This is a genomic window from Streptomyces sp. NPDC059695 (genome assembly GCF_042733785.1).
In the GTDB taxonomy this organism is placed as follows: Bacteria; Actinomycetota; Actinomycetes; order Streptomycetales; family Streptomycetaceae; genus Streptomyces.
On the sequence record NZ_JBHWFF010000029.1, the window covers coordinates 32205 to 51510 of the forward strand.

14 protein-coding genes are annotated in these 19306 nt (G+C 72.2%); 8 read left to right on the forward strand and 6 right to left on the reverse strand.

What is annotated here, in order from left to right; all coding sequences use genetic code 11:
• Nucleotides 1–142: 142 nt before the first annotated feature.
• From ACFV2S_RS29435 to ACFV2S_RS29445, 3 genes are read right to left on the reverse strand one after another with little or no spacing between them, the layout of a single operon-like run.
• Complete coding sequence (locus tag ACFV2S_RS29435) at nt 143–3817, reverse strand: DEAD/DEAH box helicase (RefSeq protein ID WP_385565386.1); 3675 nt, start codon at nt 3815–3817, stop codon at nt 143–145.
• Between the two features lie 41 nt (nt 3818–3858).
• The gene (locus tag ACFV2S_RS29440; protein ID WP_385565389.1) at nt 3859–4764 is read right to left on the reverse strand and encodes an effector-associated domain EAD1-containing protein; all 906 of its coding nucleotides are present in this window, start codon (nt 4762–4764) and stop codon (nt 3859–3861) included.
• Nucleotides 4761–5465 (reverse strand): hypothetical protein, encoded by a 705-nt coding sequence (locus ACFV2S_RS29445; protein WP_385565393.1) that lies wholly within the window; start codon nt 5463–5465, stop codon nt 4761–4763. The genes ACFV2S_RS29440 and ACFV2S_RS29445 overlap by 4 nt, the downstream gene beginning before the upstream one ends.
• An 837-nt stretch (nt 5466–6302) precedes the next feature.
• Between ACFV2S_RS29445 and ACFV2S_RS29450 the strand changes: the two genes are divergently transcribed.
• Entirely contained in the window at nt 6303–8948 is a 2646-nt protein-coding gene (locus ACFV2S_RS29450) for a BTAD domain-containing putative transcriptional regulator (RefSeq protein ID WP_385565397.1), read from the forward strand.
• A 130-nt stretch (nt 8949–9078) separates the two neighbouring features.
• Nucleotides 9079–9855: a DUF4232 domain-containing protein gene (locus tag ACFV2S_RS29455; protein WP_385565402.1), complete on the forward strand. Its 777-nt coding sequence runs from the start codon at nt 9079–9081 to the stop codon at nt 9853–9855.
• A gap of 34 nt (nt 9856–9889) precedes the next feature.
• Here ACFV2S_RS29455 and ACFV2S_RS29460 read toward each other — a convergent pair whose 3' ends face one another.
• Together ACFV2S_RS29460 and ACFV2S_RS29465 are read right to left on the reverse strand one after the other, a co-directional pair.
• Nucleotides 9890–10582 (reverse strand): DUF6000 family protein, encoded by a 693-nt coding sequence (locus ACFV2S_RS29460; RefSeq protein WP_385565406.1) that lies wholly within the window; start codon nt 10580–10582, stop codon nt 9890–9892.
• A gap of 87 nt (nt 10583–10669) precedes the next feature.
• Nucleotides 10670–11824, reverse strand: a complete 1155-nt coding sequence (locus ACFV2S_RS29465) for a threonine synthase (RefSeq protein WP_385565410.1) — start codon at nt 11822–11824, stop codon at nt 10670–10672.
• 328 nt (nt 11825–12152) lie between these two features.
• On the opposite strand from ACFV2S_RS29465, the gene ACFV2S_RS29470 reads away from it, so the two are divergent.
• A complete protein-coding gene (locus tag ACFV2S_RS29470; protein WP_385565414.1) occupies nt 12153–13223 on the forward strand; it encodes a DUF4190 domain-containing protein in 1071 nt (356 codons plus the stop codon).
• A gap of 162 nt (nt 13224–13385) precedes the next feature.
• Here the strand turns inward: ACFV2S_RS29470 and ACFV2S_RS29475 are convergent, their stop codons facing one another.
• Entirely contained in the window at nt 13386–14747 is a 1362-nt protein-coding gene (locus ACFV2S_RS29475) for a glycoside hydrolase family 18 protein (RefSeq protein ID WP_385565418.1), read from the reverse strand.
• Between the two features lie 213 nt (nt 14748–14960).
• Here ACFV2S_RS29475 and ACFV2S_RS29480 point away from each other — a divergent pair, with 213 nt between their 5' ends.
• The 5 genes from ACFV2S_RS29480 (at nt 14961) to ACFV2S_RS29500 (ending at nt 19273) form a co-directional block, all read left to right on the forward strand.
• Entirely contained in the window at nt 14961–15713 is a 753-nt protein-coding gene (locus ACFV2S_RS29480) for a GntR family transcriptional regulator (RefSeq protein WP_385565421.1), read from the forward strand.
• A 393-nt stretch (nt 15714–16106) separates the two neighbouring features.
• Nucleotides 16107–17837: a purine-cytosine permease family protein gene (locus ACFV2S_RS29485; protein WP_385565426.1), complete on the forward strand. Its 1731-nt coding sequence runs from the start codon at nt 16107–16109 to the stop codon at nt 17835–17837.
• Nucleotides 17838–17992: 155 nt separating this feature from the next.
• Nucleotides 17993–18172: an SPOR domain-containing protein gene (locus ACFV2S_RS29490; RefSeq protein WP_383791132.1), complete on the forward strand. Its 180-nt coding sequence runs from the start codon at nt 17993–17995 to the stop codon at nt 18170–18172.
• Between the two features lie 40 nt (nt 18173–18212).
• Nucleotides 18213–18707 (forward strand): (deoxy)nucleoside triphosphate pyrophosphohydrolase, encoded by a 495-nt coding sequence (locus ACFV2S_RS29495; protein WP_385565433.1) that lies wholly within the window; start codon nt 18213–18215, stop codon nt 18705–18707.
• Between the two features lie 143 nt (nt 18708–18850).
• Complete coding sequence (locus ACFV2S_RS29500; RefSeq protein ID WP_383791137.1) at nt 18851–19273, forward strand: ATP-binding protein; 423 nt, start codon at nt 18851–18853, stop codon at nt 19271–19273.
• Nucleotides 19274–19306: the final 33 nt, after the last annotated feature.

Below are 19306 nucleotides of genomic sequence, written 5' to 3' on the forward strand. Positions count from 1 at the left end.
GCCGTCTGACCTGCGACGGAGCGGGTTGGGCGGCCTCTCTGGACCGTGCTGGGCGCTCTGGCGGGCGACTGGTATCGCTCTCTCGCGATCCCAGCTGCCCCCACCCCGCCACCCGTGCACCCCCGCGGGGGTGCACGGGTGGTCACCAGTCTCTTCCGATTGACGACACCCGGATCTTGCGCAGCTCCTCGACCACATGGTCCGGCGAGAAAGCGTGCTGGAGATCCTGCACCAGATGCGCCAGGCTCTGGAGCACGTATTCCATGGTCACGAACCGAGCCTGGGTGCCCTGCTCCTCCAGTACCCTCCGCGCGCCGGCGTCAGCGCTCCGCACGATGACCCGGGCGGGCCGCTGTGCCACGGCCTTCGCTCCGTCGGCCGTGAGCGAGAACTGCTTGGGCACCATGATCTCGACGGTGGCCCCGGTGCCGGGCGCGGTCCAGACGGACATGGCGAACGCGCCTTCCGTCTCCGTCTCCGTGGCGTCTACGCCCATGTCCCGCACGGTCTCGCAGAGCCGGTCCAGATACTCCTTGGCCGTCTCCGCGTTGTCGAGGTCGTCCGAGAGTTCCGTGAACGTCTCGCCCTCGGTGCCCGGAATCGTCTCTCCTGCCACCTCGCCGCCGACCCGCTCGAGCTGTTTCCGTTCGTCCTCCATCCGGCTCTCGATGGTCTTTCGGACGAGCTCGCGCTCCTGCTCGTCGAGCACCGCCTTGATGACGTCGGCGTTCACGAGGTCGGACAGAGGGGTCAGCTCCTCTCCGTCGGCCAGCTTTGCGAGGCGCTCGCGGTGCAGCGAGGGGATCCGCATTTTCGAGACACGCGCGAGCCAGGTCGGTAGCCCCGATTCCACGCGCTGCGCGAGCGCGTGGATGCGGAAGGAGTGGTCGGACCCGTCGTCGCCCACGCAGAGTTCGGCTGCGGCGCGTAGGTACCCCGCGACCTGTTCGCAGAGCTGCTCGACGTCCGCGTAGTACAGCTTGACCGACGGTGCCCTCCGTTTCCCGCGGTCGGGCTCCTCGGACGACTGGACCACGCCACCGATTCGCCTGGCCATCTCGTCGTACGGAGTCCCGTTCAGCCACTCCCACGCGACGACCGCTCGCAGGAGCGCATTGGCGTCCTCCATCGTCAGCGCGTCCTCGTCGATGGTCAGGAGCTGGCGCAACTCGTCGGAGATCTGCTGGTTGTTTGCGTTGAGCAGTCGGTCCGGTACGGCCGGCCCCTTGGCGGCGATGTAGCGAAGGGAGAAGTGGCGTTTCGTCGGCGCCTCGGCCGAGTCGTCCGGCAGACAATGTGCGCACAGGAGGGTGAGTACGGCTCCTTTGAGTGAGGGCATGTGGTTGCTCGTGGGCTGTCCCGGCAACGCGACCCAAGCGGTGATCCGCTGCACGGACCGGGCCTTGAACGCATGCCACAGCAGGTCGAGGTGGCCCTTGTTCTCGATCGCGAGGCGCGCGAGGTGCTGTAGTTCCGCCGCGTCGTCCAGTTCCAGCCCCGACTGACCGAGCGCCTGGCCGAGAGGGGTCAGCGACAGCACCTCCTCACCGCCCCGGTACCCCTCGCCCTCGCTGAACACGATCAGGTTCCGGGCCTCGAGTTCCCGCAGCACGTCCTCGGCGTCGGGAATGTCCGGGGCGTCGGGTTCGTAGGAGATGAGGAGTCCGGCGATGATCTCCGACACCCGAGCGAGCCACTGCCGCCGGGTGAGACCGCTGCGTCCCTGGCAGAGCACCTGGAGGACCAGACCGCTGATCTGGAGCGTGTCGCGGAATTGTGACTGGATTCTGAGCGAGCGTTCGGAGCTCGCGACGAAGGTCCGGTACACGCCCTCCTCGGTCGAGAGTGCCTTGACCTGCTCCGGGGCCAGTCCGTCGATCTCCTGGAGATCCTTCGGGGACGGGACGAGGATGAAGAACTTCCCGAGCTGGTCCGTCACGGTTTTGCCGAGTCGCCGCCCGGCCCGTCCGCCCTTGTTGTCCAGATCGGCCGCCGGCAGGAGGCGCCGGATCCGGTTGGCCCCCCCACCGCCCCAGCCAGACACGCTCGTCGAGATGACGACGTCGGCGGGCAGATTGAGGCCCACGGCCAGGGTGTCCGTGGCCACGATGACCCGCAGCAGCCCGTCGGGCTCCCTGAACTCGTCCTCCACTTGGCGCCGCAGGGTGGGTGCCAGGGCCGCCGTGTGGAAGGCGACGCCGTGCCGCAGACCTCGCATGACCAGGTCGTACAGGGGCAGATCCGAGTTCCTGAGCTTCTCGTAGAGATGGCCCGCCTCGTCCCTGGCCTGCGACTCGGGCCCGTGGTAACGGCCGACGCGCCAGGGAGAACCACGCCTGCCTACCGGCTTCTGACCGCTGGTTGCCTGCAGCAGGTCCTGAATGGCCAGCGCGAGGCTCTGCGCGATGGTGCGCCCGGGGACGAAGACGATGATCCGCTTGTCCCGATCCTTGATCAGGGTCTGGACGACCAAGGCGGCCGCGAGTGGCGCGGTGGAGAGCCTGCTTCCCGGGAGTCCCTCGAAACGGAGGGACAGGGCCTTCGCATGCTTGTCGCGGATGTCGCCGAGCCCGTGATCCTGCTCGTAGGGAGGTGGGGGCGGCTGGTGCTCTCCAGGCATGCTCAGCAGGTGCGCCTTCTCCTGCACAAGCCAGCGCCGTGGACCCACCACATAGGTGTCGAGCGGCACCGGTCGCACGTTGGTGAAGTGCTTCCGGAGGAGGCGGTCGTGCCCGAGCCAGCGTTCCAGCGTCTCTCCCGCCGCAGGCGAGAGAGCGGCCGACAGGCCGAGGAGGGCGGGCTGCTGGTCCCGGGGGAGCATCTTCACCAGTGTGAGCAGGGCCTCCAGTTTGGCGGCCCGCTCGCTCCGCTCCGCCAGCATCTGGAGTTCGTCCACCACGACGAGGGCACTGCGGCGCAGCGGCGACAGCCGGTGCACCAGGTAGACCCCGAGCTTCTCGTAGATGGCGAGTGCGACGTCGTACGAGCCTGCCCCAACCGGCCGGTCGTTCTCCGGATAGTCCCGCGAGGCCGGGTAGACGCGCAGGCCCTTCATGTCCGGGCTGCTGTCCTGGAGCACCTGCCACTCGGAGTGCTCCTGGGTCACCAGAGCCTTGATCGGCAGCAGCATCATCGACGTCTTCCCCGAATTGACCGCCATGGTCATACCAAGACGAGCGAGGGTGGTTTTGCCGCTGTTGGTGACGGCGTAGACGAGGCCCAACCCGCGCTGGTCGATGATCTCCCGGCACAGGATGAGCAAATGCTTCTGGAAGTCGGACAGTTCGGACCAGGAGCCGAGCCGATCCTCCCAGCTCTCCAGCAGCGCGTTCCGCAGCTCCGGGCGGTCTCCGGCGGGGAGTAGTTCGCCGTAGCCACGGATGGTGGGCGCCATGGCGCCGATCCTCGACTCAGCCCGCTCCTCCGGGGGCTCGACGAACGGTGCCGCGTCGGGGAAGGGATCGACGGCACCGCCCAGCCGGGTGAAGACGGGCTGGTGGGCGGCCGTCTGGTCACGGTTCGCGCGGTCGGCGAAGTCTCGCCAGCCCAGCGACACAGCTCCCGACTCGCACCGTTCCCGGACGTGCTCCCAGAAGTCTGCCTGGCTCGATGCGGACGGAGGGAGTTCGTTGGCCGGGAATTTCAGGTCGCGCATGAACCTCGCCCTGGCTGTGGAGTCCTGATACGCGTCGCTCAGTCCCGCGCGCAGTTCCTCCCAATCCTCCTGCGAGATGTCCCATAAGGGGGCCGGGCCCGTCACTTCCTCGTCGGATACATCGTCCGACGTCTGGAACTCGGGCGAGTCGTTGAATGGCATGACGGCTCCTGTGCGAGACGTGGATCAGTGCTGCGGGCGGTTCACGTCGTGCGGGGCAGAACGATGAGCTGGGTCTGGACGCTGCGGCACGGGGCGGCCTGGTTGACGGTGTCCTGGGCCGCGAAGCGGGCGGCTGACCCGATGGCCTGCGCGTCGGGCGAGTGGGGGGAGGCCGCGAGTTCGCGGTAGAAGGCGGTGGCGAAGAGGACGGAGCACTCGGCGTCCAGCCTGCCTTGGTGGGCGATGACGACATCCGCGTAGGGCATGAAGCGCTCCGCCACCTCCTGACCCTCGCAGGAGCGGAGGAGCAGTGCCCGCAGGCGGTGACCGCGGTGCTCGGCGACGAGTTTCAGGGTGTTGACGAGATCGTCCGCCGCCAAATGGTGTGCGTCGCCCGCGGCATCCTCGAGGATCAGTTCGTCGCGCGTACCGTGACAGGCGAGGTGCAGCACATGGGGCAGGATCGAGCGGATCTCACTCAGATCGGCACCGCCGGCGGCCGGGAAGAGCCGCATGTCCAGGCGCCCGCGGTCCTCCCTGGCAGCCGCCCCCAGTTCGGCGCTCGCCCTGGTGGTGCCGTAGCGGGCGGGCTCGGCGCCCATCAGCATCACGCGCAGGCGCTCGTCCGTCGTTCTCCCCGCAGTCGGAGCCCCCGCCGTTTCCGGATCGCCTTGGTCGGCCGTGGCGAACACGGGATGGAAGGGATGCTCGTCGTGCGCTTTGGCCAGGATGCGGGTCCGTCCCGCCGCCATCACCCCGCCCTCCAGCTCGGAGGAGACCTGTCCCCAGAACTCGCCCATGGTGTTCGCTCCGGCCGGGATCGCCCACGCAGGGAATCCGGCGGAGCGCAGCATCAGCCGGGCCCGCCCCGCCGAGTGGTAGACCTCCGCCAGTGCACGCACCTCCTGCCTGCGCAGAGGGACACTGTCTTTGTCCGCGGGCGTCATAGGAACGCCTTCAGCCGCAGCGGATTGGGCAGCTCCCGGCTGAACCGGCGCAACAGTGGCTTCTCTACCCCGGCTGTCACCGTGCATCTCAACTCTGTCTCGGTGCCCGCTCCGCAACGTACGACGAGGCTGAGCGGATAGGTGCCGCTCAGTTCGGTCGCAGCGGTTGGCCTGAAGTCCCAGGCCGGGGTAGAGCCGCCCAGGTCGAGCGCCTGGACGATGGGCTGATTGGTCGTGTAGCCGACCGTCCGTGTCATCTCGCCGAGAGAGGCGTCAGCACCGAGCAGGGAGAGCTGCGGTCCGAGGCGACGTACGTGTTCGATCTGCACCGGGTCCGTCAACCGGATCGGGTCCATGGAGTGGGCGACGGGCTTCGGTCCCCAGCCGGAGGTGAGGTGGAGGGCCACATTGGCGAACTTGAGCCGGGGGCCGCTCGTGTGGGGGACGAAGGTGAGGGACAGTCGTACCAGGTGGTGTTCGTACAGGGCGGCCTGTTCCTCGGCGTACCTGGCGAGTTCCGGGTCCGCGGCGAGTTCCTCGGGGGTCAGTCGGACGGCGTGCGGTCCGCCGAGCCGGAGCCGGCCGGCCAAGGCGGCGGGTTCGCTGACCTCCGCGGGCCCTTGTTCCGGCCCTCGCGCGGGGTCGTCGGCGCTCAGGACAATGTCGTACGTCGTTAACCCAGGATCGGCGAGCTCGATCATCAGTAGTCACCCTTTCGGGGAGGGAGGCATTTCGGGATGGACCTCGGAGCCGTGGCTCCAGCCGGCGTGCTGACGTCGATGATCTTTTCGAGTTGTCGCCGCGTGTCCCCCTGGCGGTAAAAGGTTACCCATAGTGGGTCCTTGGGGTTGGAGCTTTGCCACGCATGGATCTCCGGCCGACCGTCCGTCGGGTGCCAGACGACCCTCGTGACCCCGGCCGGACTCCTCGGGTCGTCGCAGGGAGGGGCCGCGGAGGCGATCCGTGCGCGGGTGGGCAAGCGGTAGTTCTCTGCGGTCGTCGCCGCGGTGGTAGGGCGTGAGCTACGCCGCCAGGAATCGGGGGAGTGCCTGGACGACTACGAGAACTGCGAGGGGCCGGTTTTCGAGCGGGCGCAGCAGGTCTTCGCCGAGGAGGCCCGCGTGCCCCGCCGCAAACTGATTCGCGAGGGAATGCCGGCCCCTTACAGCGAGGGGTTCTCGAAGCTCCTGGCCGACGACGAGCGGGTGGTGGCTCTGGCTCTCGACGACATGGTTACCGATAGAGGGCCCGCCGGTCCGCAGCCAGTCCGCAGGACACTCGTAAACGACCGTCGAAAGCCAATGCACGCCGACACGGAAATCACAGGTCAGAGCCCTGGAGAGGGCTCCGCCGCAGGTCAGGATCTGACTTCAGGCGTTCCGCTTCAACGTCTGACGTCCGGGAGTGGTGGGCAGGGTCGGGCCTCGGGGTCCGGCCCTGTTCGTTCCGGGTCGTGGGACGGCTCGGCGGGTGACCCCTTACTGCCACGTATCCTCGGTTCCTCGGAATGGGGGAGACGGATCGCGGAGGTACAACAGGTGGAGTTCCGGCTGCTCGGCTCCGTTGCGCTCGTGACGGAGGACAGGGACGTAGCCTTGGGGCCCGCCAAGCGGTCCAGTCTGCTCGCCATGCTCCTGCTGCGGCCCAACAGTGCGGTGAACACCGGGCAGTTGATCGACGCCCTGTGGGAGGAGGAGCCGCCCACGCACGCCAAGACCGTGCTCCAGGGGCACGTCTCGCGGCTGCGGGCGCTGCTCGCCGAGCACGGGGCGGAGGCGTACGGGGTCGAGCTCGCCACGCAGGGGTCCGCCTATGTGCTGCGGATGCCCGAGTCGTTGGTGGACGCCCACCGCTTCGAGGAGCTCGTCGGGCTCGCCGGGGTGCAGCGCAGGCCCGCCGACGCGGTGCGGATGCTCCGGGAGGCGCTGTCGTACTGGCAGGGGCCCGCGCTCACCGGGACCGTGCACAGCAGGCCCCTGGAGGCCGCCGCCGGAGGCCTGGAGGAGATGCGCCTCGCGTCGGTGGAGGCGCTGGCGGAGGCGTACGGGCAGCTCGGGGAGCACGGCAGGGCCGCCGCCGTCCTGCGCACCGAGGCCGTCGCCCACCCGCTGCGCGAGTCCCTTGCCGCCGCGCTGATGCTGGCGCTCGCCCGCTCCGGACGCCAGTCCGACGCCATGGACTGGTACCACCGCACGCGGCGGCTGCTCGCCGAGGAGCTGGGCGTCGACCCCGGCGAGGCCCTCAGCGAGGCGTACGCGACGCTGCTGCGCGCCGCCGAGCCCGTCCCCGTGCCCCGGCCCGCCGTCGAGGTCAAGGCCCCGGCACCCGAGGGACTGCCCCGGGCGCCGCGCGGCTTCACCGGGCGCGCGGCCGAGCTGGCCGAACTCGACCGCGCCGTCCGGGCCGGGGACGGGCCGGTCTGCCTCGTGACCGGGCCCGCAGGCGTCGGCAAGACCGCGTTCGCCGTCCACTGGGCCTACGAGCGGCGGGCCGACTTCCCCGACGGGCGGCTCTTCGCCGACCTGCGCGGCTTCAGCGACACCGCGGAGCCCGAGACCGCCGCCGTCCTGCGGGAGTTCCTGCTCGCCCTGGGTGTCCCGCCGCAGCGGATCCCGGAGACCGTCGAGGCGCGCGGGGCGCTGTTCCGGTCCCTCACCGGCGGGCGCCGGCTGCTCGTCGTCCTCGACAACGCCCGCTCCTCCGAGCAGGTCCGCCCGCTGCTGCCCGGCGGGGACCCCTGCACCACCCTCGTCACCAGCCGGGACCGGCTCGGGGGCCTCATCGCCTCCGACGCGGCCCGCCCCGTACCGCTCGGACACCTCCAGCCGGCCGCCTCGGCCGCTCTGCTCACCACTGTCCTCGGCCAGGACCGGGTCGCCGCCGAACCGGCCGCCGCCACCCGTCTGGCCCGGCTCTGCGACGGCCTGCCGCTCGCCCTGCGCGTCACGGCGGCCCGCCTGGCCGAGCGGCCGCAGTGGACGCTCGACGCGATGGTCGGCGAACTCGCCGACGAGCAGGGCCGGCTGGCGCTGCTCGACGTCGAGGACCGGGGCGTCTCGGCCGCGCTGCGCCTCACCGTGCAGCAGCTGCCGGAGTCGGCCGCCCGGATGTTCCGCGCGCTCGGCCTGCACACCGGCTCGGACCTGGACCGGTTCGCCGCGGCGGCGCTCGCCGGGACGACGCCCGGACAGGCCTCCGCCGACCTGGACCGGCTCGCCGCCGCGCACCTGCTGACCGAGGCCGTCCCCGGCCGCTGGACGCCGCACGACCTGGTGCGCCTCTACGCCCGCCACCTCGCCCCGCTGGCCGACCCCGAGGGCCTGCCGCGGCTCCTCGACCACTACCTGTACACGGGCCTGGCGGCCGACGCCGCCGCTGAGCCCGGCTCGCAGCCCTGCTACGGGCTGCCCGCCGACGCCCGGCGGCCCGCCTCGACGCGGGAGTTCGAGGACCGTACGGCGGCGCTCGACTGGTACGTGGCCGAGCGGCCCGCCCTGGAGGGCGCGGTCGCCGCCGCGGCCGCCCTCGGCATGCACGACCGGGCCTGGCGGCTCGCGCTCGTGCAGTGGCCGCTGATGCTCAGGCGGATCGGGGACGGCTGGACACCGCTCCTGGAGGCCGGTCTCGCCTCGGCCGAGGCCGTCGGCGACCTCGACGCGCAGTCGCGTACGTGTGCCCTGCTCGGCTGGATCCTGCACGAGGAGGGGCGCGACGAGGAGGCGCTGGTCCACCTGGAGAGGGCGCCCGGTCTCGCGGCCCGCGCCGGTGACGCGATCAGCGAGGCGATCGCCTACGTCAACCACGCCGCCGTCCTGGACGCGACCGGGGAGCACGAGCGGGCGGGGCTGCTCATGCTGCACGCGGTGTCGCTCGCCGACCGCACCGGCCACCCCTCCACCCAGGTGCTGACCCTCCAGCACCTCGCGGGCCACTGCCTGAAGGCGGAGGAGTACGAGGCGGCGCTCGCCCACACCCTTCGCGCCGGGGAACTGGTCGCGCCCGACGCGGTGGTCATCCGGGCCTCGCTGCAGATCACCCTGGGTGAGGCCCTGGCCGGTATCGGGCGTCTCGATGAGGCCGCCGACCAGCTGAAACGTGCGATCGTCGCGGCCGACGCGGCCGGTTTCACCGAGGGTTCGGCGCGGGCGGCGGCGCATCTCTCGCGGCTGTCAGCGGATCGTTAGCGGTACGCAAGCGGGACGGCAGCGCGGGCCGGGAAGCTGAACACGGCACCGAGGAGAGCACGACGGTGCCGCGAGGCACGCGCACCGGGCGCGTACCTCGGCCGAACCGCGTCAACGGGGGAGAACCACCATGCGCAACCACCGCAAGCACACCGTCCTGGCCGCCGCCGCCATCGCCGCCCTCTCGCTGGGCCTCACCGCCTGTGGCGGCGGGGACGCCGCCGCGGGTGCGAAGGACGCGGGCAGCGCGAGCTCCGCCCCGTCGACCACCGGTGAGGCCGGCAGCGGCACGGCCGGCGGCGGTACGGCGGACCAGACGGCCGCGCAGAGCGGCTCGGGCTCCACGGGCGGGTCCACGGGCGGGTCCACCGGCGGCTCGAAGGCCGGTGGCTCCACCGGCTCCGGCTCCGGCTCCGGCTCCAAGAGCGGCTCCGGCGCCGGCTCCACGGGCTCCACGGGCGGGAGCTCCGCCAAGGCCCCCGCCTGCGCCTACGGCGACATCAAGGTCACGGCGGCGAAGGCGGACGAGGTCCCGACCGAGCACATCGTCCTCACCGCCACCAACACCTCCGGCCGCTCGTGCACCCTGCTCGAGTACCCGCTCATCGCCTTCGGCCCGATCCAGACCGCCAAGGACATCCCGTCCGTCGCGAAGAGCAAGCCGGGCACGCCGATCGTCCTGAAGGCCGGCGCGCCCGCGTACGCGAACGTGCGGATCGCGCTCGGCGGCGTCCACGAGGACAACAAGGTCGTGAAGGAGTTCAACGTCAACCTCTTCGCCGCCGAGGGCCCGGCCGAGGGCAGCATCGTCGTCAAGGCCCCCGCCGGCGGCCTGGCCGTCGACGAGGCCGCCGCGAAGACGGGCTACTGGACGTACGAGCTCCGCAACGGCGCCGACGAGTTCTGATCCGCACGGCGGCGTGAGGGCCCCCGGCGCGGCGTCAGGGGCGGGTCCAGCCGTCCGCGAAGTCGCACCGGAGGTCGCTCCATCCGCGCAGCCTCTCCGGGGTGAACACGGGGTCGTCGCGCAGCAGGGGCGAGGAGCCGACCCAGGTGTCCCAGAGGCCGTCCGGGGCGAGGAACCGTTCGGCGTAGGAGGTTCCCAGGGCGGCGTCGAGCCGCAGCAGGGAGCCGAGGGCCTTGGGCTGGTCGTACCGGAGGTCGGTACGGGGCAGGTAGCGGTCCAGGTAGGCGGTGAGGAGCTCCGCGTCCGCACGGGTGCCGAGCCTGGCGAGGGCGAAGCAGTAGGCCCCGCCCGCGTAGCAGACCTCGCTGGCCAGGAGCAGTGCGCCGAGCCGCTCGCGGAACCGGTCCCGCCGGTCCACCCCGATCAGCCAGGCCGCGGTGAACCGTGACCGCCACTCGTACGCGAGCAGGGCGTCCAGCTCCTCGTCGGTGACGGCCGCCGCGTCCTCGGCGATCCGGCGGACGAAGTCGTCCTCGGGTTCCTGCCCGGGGTGCAGGAACCGGCCGCCGAGCAGCCGCAGGTAGCGCGGCGGGCCGCCGCCCTTGGCGACCACGTACCGCTGCACGACGTCGCCGTGCCCGCTGTCCCGGGGGTCCCGCAGGACGACCCGGCCGGTGGCGCCCGCCACGTGGGCCTCGACGCCGGTCACCTCTCGACTGCCGCTCATGGGGCGCAGTCTGCCGGGGAACGGCGCCGGGCGGCCAGGTGTTTACGCCTCGCCCGCCCGTTCGTCAGGAACCCGTCGGCCCGGGGCTCACGGGGCCAGGCCCGTCTTCGCCCCCGCCCCGCACAGCGGCACCACCGTGAGCCCCGGGCGGGGCGGGGCCGCGCTCACCGCCGCCCAGCAGGCCACTCCGGTGGCCTCCACGAAGAGCCCGCGCCGGGCCAGGTCCTTCTGGGCGGAGCGGATCTGCTCCTCCGTCACCGTCAGGAACGTGCCGCCCGTCGCGCGGACCGCCCGGAGGATCTGCCGGGCCCGGGGCGGGGCCGGGATCGCGATGCCCTCGGCGAGGGTGGGGCGGGCGGCGGCCGGTTCCGTGAGGTCCTCCGCGCCCGCGTGGAAGGCCTCGGCCAGCGGGGACACGGCCTCGGCCTGGACGGCGACGAGCGCGGGCCGGGTGCCGATGAGCCCGTGGCCGTACAGCTCCTCGACGGCGAGCGCGGCGCCGAGGAGCAGGGTGCCGTTGCCGACGGGGACGACGATCGTCTCCGGCAGGCGTCCGCCGAGCTCCTCCCACAGCTCGTACACGTAGGTCTTGGTGCCGTGCAGGAAGTACGGGTTGTACACGTGCGAGGCGTAGAACACGCCCGGCTCGCCGGCGGCCTCGCGCGCCGCCCGCGCCGTCGCCTCGCGGTCGCCGGGGACCTCGACGATCCGGGCCCCGTGGGCCCGGATCTGCTCCAGCTTCTTCGGGGAGGTCCCCTCGGGGACGTACACGACGCAGTCGAGCCCGGCCCGTGCGCCGTACGCGGCGATCGCGGTGCCCGCGTTGCCGCTGCTGTCGGCGAGGACCGTGCGGGGCCCCAGGGCGCGGGCGTGCGCGGCGAGCATCACCGCGCCCCGGTCCTTGAAGGACAGGGTGGGCATGAGGAAGTCGAGTTTGGCCGCGACCGAGCCGGTACCCGGATCCGAGCCGGTGTTCGAGCCGGTATCCGGCGCGGTGGCCGACGTGGCGAGGCGGACGAGCGGGGTGCGGCCCTCGCCGAGGCTCACCTCGGGCCCGTACGGGAGCGAAGGGAGCGCCTCCGCGTAACGCCACAGTGAATTGACGCGTGAGCCGAGGGACGCGAGGGGGACCGGAGCGCTCGTGAACGCGAGGTCCCAGGGGCCGCGGCACTTCGGACAACACCAGGTGAGGGCGGAGACGGGCGACTGGATCCGGCATTCGGGGCACTCGTAGACGGTCATGAACGGCAGCATGTCAGCCGTGTGGCAGGGGTGTTGCGGAGATGCGCGGGCCCCTGTGCGATTCCTGTGGATCAGCCGATCCTCCGATCCGGTCCCCGCCGTCCGATCCACGCCTGGAACAGGGGGGCGGTCGTCCGCGGGCGGCCGCCCCTTTCGTACGATGCGCGACCGAGCGTCTGTTCGCATCGCCCGCCCGTCACAGGAGCACGCACCCGTGGAGCCGACCCAGCCGAGCCAGCCGATCCCGCCGCCCGCAGGCGGCCCGCGGTCCGGGGGTGGTCCAGGGGCCGGAGGATGGCCCGCACCGGGCCCTTACACCTCTCCGGGGATGCCGTACACGGCGTACGGGCAACCGGGCGCGCCCGGCGCCGCCCCCTACGGGCAGCCGCCGCACCGCTCGACCAACGGGCTCGCCGTCGGCTCCCTCGTCTCCGGCATCGTGTGCTGCCTCCCGCCCCTCGGGCTGGTCCTCGGCCTCGTCGCGCTGCCGCAGATCAGGAAGCGGGGCCAGAACGGCAAGGGGCTCGCGATCGCCGGCATCGTGCTCTCCGCCCTCAGCTGCCTGCTGCTCGTCGCCGGCCTCGTCAGCGGTGGCTTCAGATCGGCGTACGACGGCTTCAAGGAGGGCGTCGACGAGGCCTCCCGCTCGCGGTCGGCCTTCGCGCTGCGCCCGGGGCAGTGCTTCACGGACCACAGCAAGGGCGCGGAGTTCGCGACGGACGTCCGCGTCGTCGACTGCGCCCGCCCGCACGACGGCGAGGTCAGCGGCACCTTCAAGGTCACCGGCGTCGCCGCGTGGCCCGGCGACGACGCGATCGAGGACATCGCCGACAAGCGCTGCGAGCCGATCAACGCGGCGTACGCCATGGACACCTGGGCGATCCCGCGGAACGTCGGGCTCTCGTACTACCAGCCCAGCCGGGAGAGCTGGCGGCTCGGAGACCGCGAGGTGACCTGCGCGTTCACCGGTGAGAAGCCGTTCTCGGGCTCGGTGCGCTCCGACTCGACCCGGCTGACCCTCGACCAGGAGCACCTCCTGCTCAGCCTCAACCCGATCGAGACGGTCGGCTACCGGGAGCCGGAGGACGACCCGGACGAGGACTTCGAGGCCAACCGGCAGTGGGCCGGCGAGCTGCTGACCGCGATCGACTCGGCCCGCGCGGGGGTGCGGGACCACGACTGGCCCGGCACGTCCAAGGCGGCGCTCGCGGCGCTCGGCGAGGAGCTCGACACGGCCTCCCGCCGCTGGCGCGCGCTGTCCGCGGCGGCCGACGCGGACGCGTACTGGGCCGCCTACGACGCCGCCTGGGACGCCCTTCCCGAGGACCTGGGCGCCGAGGCGCGGACCGCGCTCGGACTGACGGGCACGCCGCCGGCGGGCGAGGGCACCCAGGCCTGAGCCGGGCGCGCGCTGTGCGGACGGGGCCGGGCTCCCTCCTCGGGAGGCCCGGCCCCGTCGGGTGCGGACCGGCGGCGGTGGACCGGGGACGGCGGCCCGTGACCGGCCGCCGTTCCGGGACACCGTGGGCGGCGGGGCGCCGGTCCGCGGTTCGGGGGTGTGTCAGCGCCGGGTGAGGCCGCGGTCGATGGCGGTGATCAGCTCGCCGTCGGGGGTGTCCCCGTCGAGGGACCAGACCATCGCGCCGCCGAGTCCGTTCCGGCGGACGTAGGAGGCCTTGGTGCGCAGGACGGTGGGGTCGTCGTACGTCCACAGGGTCGTGCCGTCGAAGAGCCAGGCGTGGCCGTTCGACGCGCCCCGGTAGAGCTTGTACGTGCCCGAACCGGCCAGCGTCTTCAGGTGCTTGTAGTCCTCGGAGCCGGCCGTCCAGGTCGCCGGGGCGGGGCCGGCCGCGGGCTGCCCGAGTCCGTCGCCGCCGCCGGTCACGCCGGTCCAGCCCTGGCCGTAGAAGGGCATGCCGACCACCAGCTTGTGGGCGGGGGCGCCGCGCCGCAGCCAGGCCCGGACGGTCTGGTCGACGCTGAAGTCGTCCTTGGCGTAGAGCGCCGACTGCTGGGCGGTGGTCTTCTCGCCGGAGACGTGGAAGTCGTAGCCCTGGAGGTTCACGAAGTCGAAGTCCCGCATGATCCGGGCGACCTCGAAGCCCGCGTCGATCTTCGCGGGGGCGGTGGGCACGTACGCGCTGAGGTCGTAGTGCCTGCGTTGCGGCAGCGAGCGGCCGTAGCCGTCCAGCTGGGTGCGGAACTCCCGTACGAGCTTGGTGAAGTTGGGCTTGTCCTCGGGGCGGATCACGTTCCCGGGGGCGCCGTCCGAGCCGGGCCACTCCCAGTCCAGGTCGATGCCGTCGAAGACCCCGGCGGCGGCCCCGGCGCCGCCGCGGGCGCCGTCGACGGGCAGGTTGCCCTTGATGTACGTGTCGATGCAGGAGGCGACGAGGGCCTTGCGGCCGGCGTCGGTGCGCACCGCGTCCGAGAAGTGCGCGGAGCCGCTCCAGCCGCCGAGGGAGATCATGACCTTGAGGCCGGGGTTCTTCGCCTTGAGCTCGCGCAGTTCGTTGAAGTTCCCGGCCAGGCGCTGGTCGGCGGTGTCGCCGGTGCCGTCGACGGAGTTCGCGGCGTCGACGGGACGGACGTAGTCGGCCCACGAGTCCGAGCCGGGGACGCCGCCCACGGCGCACCTGCCGTCCGCGCCGACCACGCCGAAGGCGTAGTTGATGTGACTCAGCTTGGCCGCCGTGCCGCTCGTCTCCAGATCCTTGACCTGGAAGTTCCGGCCGTAGATGCCCCATTGGGTGAAGTAGCCGACGCGCTTGAGCGCGGGCGTGTGCGCGGTCGCGTGCGAGGACGCGGACGTGTGCGGGGCCCGGGAGTTCGCGTCGGCGGCGGGGGCCGGGGTGGCGAGGAGGCCGAGGGCGGCCGCGGCGGCGGTGCCGAGGGTCAGCGTGGTCAGGGCTCTGGGGCGCATGGGCTCGTTCCTGTGCGAGGCGGGATGGAGCGTGCGGGCAGGAACTTATTGGTCTGGACCAATAGGGGTCAAGAGGTGGGACGACATCTCTCCCGGGGTGACCGCGGGTGGCCGAGAGTGTCATCACTTCGAGTGAAACTTTGGCCCATGCTTGCGGATCGCGACCGTGGGTTGCCAGGCTGTAGCTGACAGTCAACCTGAGGGGAGTGTCCAGTGACGTTCGGTGAGCAGCCCGCCTATCTGCGCGTGGCGAGCGATCTGCGGGAGAAGATCGCCAACGGCTCGCTTCCGCCGCATACCCGCCTCCCCTCGCAGGCACGCATCCGCGAGGAGTACGGGGTGTCGGACACCGTCGCGCTGGAGGCCCGCAAGGTGCTCATGGCGGAGGGGCTCGTGGAGGGCCGCTCGGGTTCGGGGACCTATGTGCGCGAGCGGCCCGTCCCGCGGCGGATCGCCCGCTCCGGCTACCGACCCGCGTCGGGCGCCAGCCCGTTCCGCCAGGAGCAGGCCGCCGAAGGGGCCCGCGGCACCTGGGAGTCGCGCAGCGAGCAGGAGCCGGCGAGCGTCGAGGTCGCCGACCGGCTCGGCATCGAGCCGGGCGAGCGGGTGATGCGCACGCGGTACGTGTACCGGGACGGGGGCGAGCCCATGATGGTCTCCACCTCCTGGGAGCCCCTCGCCGTCACCGGCCGGACGCCGGTCATGCTGCCCGAGGAGGGCCCGCTGGGCGGCTGCGGCGTCGTCGAGCGGATGGCGGCCATCGACGTCGTCGTGGACAACGTGGTGGAGGAGGTGGGCGCCCGGCCCGGCCTCGCCGAGGAACTCCTGACCCTCGGAGGGGTGCCGGGGCACGTGGTCATGGTCCTGGAGCGGACGTACTACGCCTCGGGCCGCGCCGTCGAGACGGCCGACGTCGTCGTGCCGGCCGACCGCTACCGCGTCGCCTACCACCTGCCGGTGCGGTGAGCCCCCGGCGGAGAGTGGTCTCCCCGGGGCCGACGGGGCCGCGCGGGGCGGGCCGACAGGGCCGCCGTGGTCCGTCCCGTCGGCCCCGAGCCACGCGGCCGTCGCGCCTGACCGCGGGCCGGTCCGGCCTGACCGCGGGCCGTCGCACCTGACCGGGCCGTCGTCGCACCTGACCGTGCGGCCGTCGCGCCCGACCGAGGGCCGTCGCATCCGACCGTGCGGCCGTCGCACCTGACCGTTCAGCGGGGCGCGCCGTCCGGGTGGTGTGACCGCGAGTTAACGGGGCGTCAACGCGCGTAACCGCGCGGCAACCGCCCGCCGCCGCCCTCCGTCACGCGCGGCTCCTACCTTCCTCGTCCGTACCCGCGACCCGGTCGGACGACAGGAACCCTCATGACGGACACGGTCACTCCACCCACCCCTCAGCCGGAGGCGGCCCCCGAGCCACCCGCCGGACCCCGCCGCAGCTACGCCAGGCTGGCCGCGGACGAGAGCCGCGAGGACTACTCCCTGCGGTACGCCCCGCACTCCTTCCGGCGCTGGTCGCCCGGGACCGTCGCCGGCACCGCGCTCGGCGGCATCGCCTACCTCGCCGACTTCGCGATCGGCGCCTCGATCGTCTTCACCTACGGCTTCACCAGCGGCCTCGCCTCGATCCTCACCGCCGCCGCGCTGATCTTCCTCACCGGCATCCCCATCGCCCGGGCCTGCGCCACGTACGGCCTGGACATGGACCTCATCACGCGCGGGGCCGGCTTCGGCTACTTCGGCTCCACGCTCACCTCGCTCATCTACGCCTCCTTCACCTTCATCTTCTTCGCCCTCGAAGGCTCGATCATGGCCCAGGCCATGCATCAGGCCATCGGCCTGCCGGTGCAGATCGGCTACCTCGTCACCACCCTGATCGTCATCCCGATCGTCTTCCGCGGGATGGGCGCGCTCGCCAAGGTGCAGGCCTGGACCCAGCCGGTCTGGATCGTCGGCCTGGTGCTGCCCTTCGCCGTGCTCGCCTTCGAAGCCCCCGACGCCTGGGGCGCCTTCGCCTCCTTCGGCGGTACGGAGGGTGCCGGAGCGGGCTTCTCGTGGATCGGCTTCGGCCTCGGCACGGGCGTCGCGCTCTCCCTGATCGCCCAGATCGGCGAACAGGCCGACTATCTGCGCTTCATGCCCGCGAAGACCGAGGCGAACAAGCGCCGGTGGAACCTCGCGGTGCTCGCCGCCGGACCCGGCTGGGTCGTGATCGGCGCGGCCAAGCAGCTCGGCGGCGCCTTCCTCGCGTTCGTCGCCCTGGAGGCCGTCGGCAAGACCCACGCCCTGGAGCCGATCGCCCCGCAGATCGAGGCGCTCCGGCCCTGGCTCGGCTCGGTCGCGCTGCCCGCCGCGGCGCTCTTCGTGATCGTCTCCCAGATCAAGATCAACGTCACCAACGCCTACAGCGGCTCGCTGTCCTGGTCGAACTTCTTCTCCCGCGTCACCCACCGGCACCCCGGGCGCGTCTGGTACATCTTCCTCAACCTCGCCATCGCGCTGACGCTGATGGAGATGAACATGTTCGCCGCCCTGAACAAGCTGCTCGGGTTCTACTCGAACGTCGGCATCGCCTGGATCGCGGCCGTCGCGGCCGACCTCGTCATCAACAAGCGGGCCGGCTGGAGCCCCCCGTACATCGAGTTCAAGCGGGCCTACCTGTACGCCGTGAACCCGGCCGGCTTCGGCGCCATGGTCATCGCCTCCGTCGTGTCGATCCTCGCCTTCTTCGGTCTCTTCGGCACCTATGCCGAGGCGTTCTCCACCTTCATCGCCGCCGGCCTCTCCCTGGTCCTCTGCCCGCTCATCGCGTGGGCCACCCGGGGCCGCTACTACCTGGCCCGCCCCAACACGGTGAACGGCCCCGGGGCCGACGTCGCCGACGAGCGGGCGACCCACACCTGCGCCGAGTGCGAGACGGCCTACGAGCTGCCGGACATCGCCGACTGCCCGGTGCGCTCCGGCCCCGTCTGCTCGCTGTGCTGCTCGCTCGACGCCACGTGCGGGGACGCCTGCCGCAAGGGCCCCGAGGGCGCGGGCCGCGGTCCCGTCCTCATGCCGGTGCCCACCGTCCCCGCGGCGGCGCCCGGAGTGTGACCTTCGGCCTCCGTCCGTCGGTTCCCGGCCGATCCGTGCCTCTTTGTGAAAACCCGTATCCGCTGTGTGAAGGTCAGGCGTAAGCTCCGGCATATGCGGATTGCGGTTTCCCGGAGATCCTTGACGGTGCCCGGACCGGCGGAGGGAGAAGCCTGATGACCGACAGCGGCCCCGTCCTTGCCTGGCTCGTCATACGGCAGGACGACAACGGCAACCGCTACCGGGTGGGGCGGTACGCGACCAAGGACGAAGCCCAGAAGATCGCGGACAGTCTCGACGACCGCGGCCACAAGCAGCTCTACTGGGTCGAGCGCATCGGCAGCCCCGCGCTCTGACCCCCGCGGGCACCGACCGGACCGGGCTACGCTCGCGCCCATGACGGAACGCACCACCGACCCCGCCGCGGCCCACGAGCCCCACGAGTCCCCTCGCGACGCCGGCCCCGGCCAGGGAGCCGGCGTCGTGGTCGTCGTCGCCGGCGCCCTGTACGACGGGGGGCGGCTGCTCGCCGCGCGCCGCAGCGCCCCCGTCGAGCTCGCCGGCCGCTGGGAGCTGCCCGGCGGCAAGGTCGAACCGGGCGAGAGTCCGGAGGAGGCCCTGGTCCGCGAGCTGCGGGAGGAGCTCGGCGTGGAGGTCGCGCCGGGCGAGCCCCTCCCCGGCGCGTGGCCGCTGAAGCCCGGATACGTCCTGCGGGTATGGACCGCGCGGCTGCTCTCCGGTGAACCGCGCCCCCTGGAGGACCACGACGAGCTCCGCTGGCTCGCCCGGAGCGAGCTGGACTCGGTCGACTGGCTGGACCAGGACCGCCCCGCCGTCGCCGAGGCCGCGCTGAGGCTGCCCGCCACCCCCACGGGCGGAGCGCGCGACTGAGTTCCTACGCCGTTCGTGCCACCGTGCGCCCGCGGACGCCCCCGACGGGATATCCCGCCCCAAATAGCGGGTATGTGCAGAATGTCCCCTTGGGGAGGGGCTTGGATCTTCCTGCTGACGCACGGCTGGGGAAGTGATCGGGTGTGATCGACACCGACGGCGAGCGCGCGGAGTGGCACTTCCCGGCGGAGGCGAACGCCGTGCGCACGGCTCGCCACGCGGTGCGCGAGACCCTGCGCGCCTGGGAGCTCGACAAGGACCTCGGCGATCTGACCGTCCTGCTGGTCAGCGAGCTGGTGACCAACTCCCTGCGGTACGCCTCCGGGCCCATCGGGGTCCGGCTCGTCCGCCCCCGCTCCGACGGCGCCGACCCGGCGCATCCGCCGGCGCTCCTGGTGGAGGTCTCCGATCCGCTTCCGGATCCGCCCACCGAACGGGCCCCGGGACCCGAGGACGAAGGGGGCCGAGGACTGGGCCTCGTGGCCTGTTCCGCACGCCGCTGGGGGACCCGTAGAGGAACCAAGGGCAAAACCGTATGGTTCGAGCTGGCTCTCCCGGGTGAGTAAACAGGGTGGGACAACGATCACCGGTACTCGGCG

Excerpts from the sequence above, each read along its gene's own strand:
- ACFV2S_RS29435 (WP_385565386.1), bottom strand. The coding sequence starts at position 3,817 with ATGCCATTCAACGACTCGCCCGAGTTCCAGACGTCGGACGATGTATCC.
- ACFV2S_RS29440 (WP_385565389.1), bottom strand. The coding sequence starts at position 4,764 with ATGACGCCCGCGGACAAAGACAGTGTCCCTCTGCGCAGGCAGGAGGTG.
- ACFV2S_RS29445 (WP_385565393.1), bottom strand. The coding sequence starts at position 5,465 with ATGATCGAGCTCGCCGATCCTGGGTTAACGACGTACGACATTGTCCTG.
- ACFV2S_RS29455 (WP_385565402.1), top strand. The coding sequence starts at position 9,079 with ATGCGCAACCACCGCAAGCACACCGTCCTGGCCGCCGCCGCCATCGCC.
- ACFV2S_RS29460 (WP_385565406.1), bottom strand. The coding sequence starts at position 10,582 with ATGAGCGGCAGTCGAGAGGTGACCGGCGTCGAGGCCCACGTGGCGGGC.
- ACFV2S_RS29465 (WP_385565410.1), bottom strand. The coding sequence starts at position 11,824 with ATGACCGTCTACGAGTGCCCCGAATGCCGGATCCAGTCGCCCGTCTCC.
- ACFV2S_RS29470 (WP_385565414.1), top strand. The coding sequence starts at position 12,153 with ATGCCGTACACGGCGTACGGGCAACCGGGCGCGCCCGGCGCCGCCCCC.
- ACFV2S_RS29475 (WP_385565418.1), bottom strand. The coding sequence starts at position 14,747 with ATGCGCCCCAGAGCCCTGACCACGCTGACCCTCGGCACCGCCGCCGCG.
- ACFV2S_RS29485 (WP_385565426.1), top strand. The coding sequence starts at position 16,107 with ATGACGGACACGGTCACTCCACCCACCCCTCAGCCGGAGGCGGCCCCC.
- ACFV2S_RS29490 (WP_383791132.1), top strand. The coding sequence starts at position 17,993 with ATGACCGACAGCGGCCCCGTCCTTGCCTGGCTCGTCATACGGCAGGAC.
- ACFV2S_RS29495 (WP_385565433.1), top strand. The coding sequence starts at position 18,213 with ATGACGGAACGCACCACCGACCCCGCCGCGGCCCACGAGCCCCACGAG.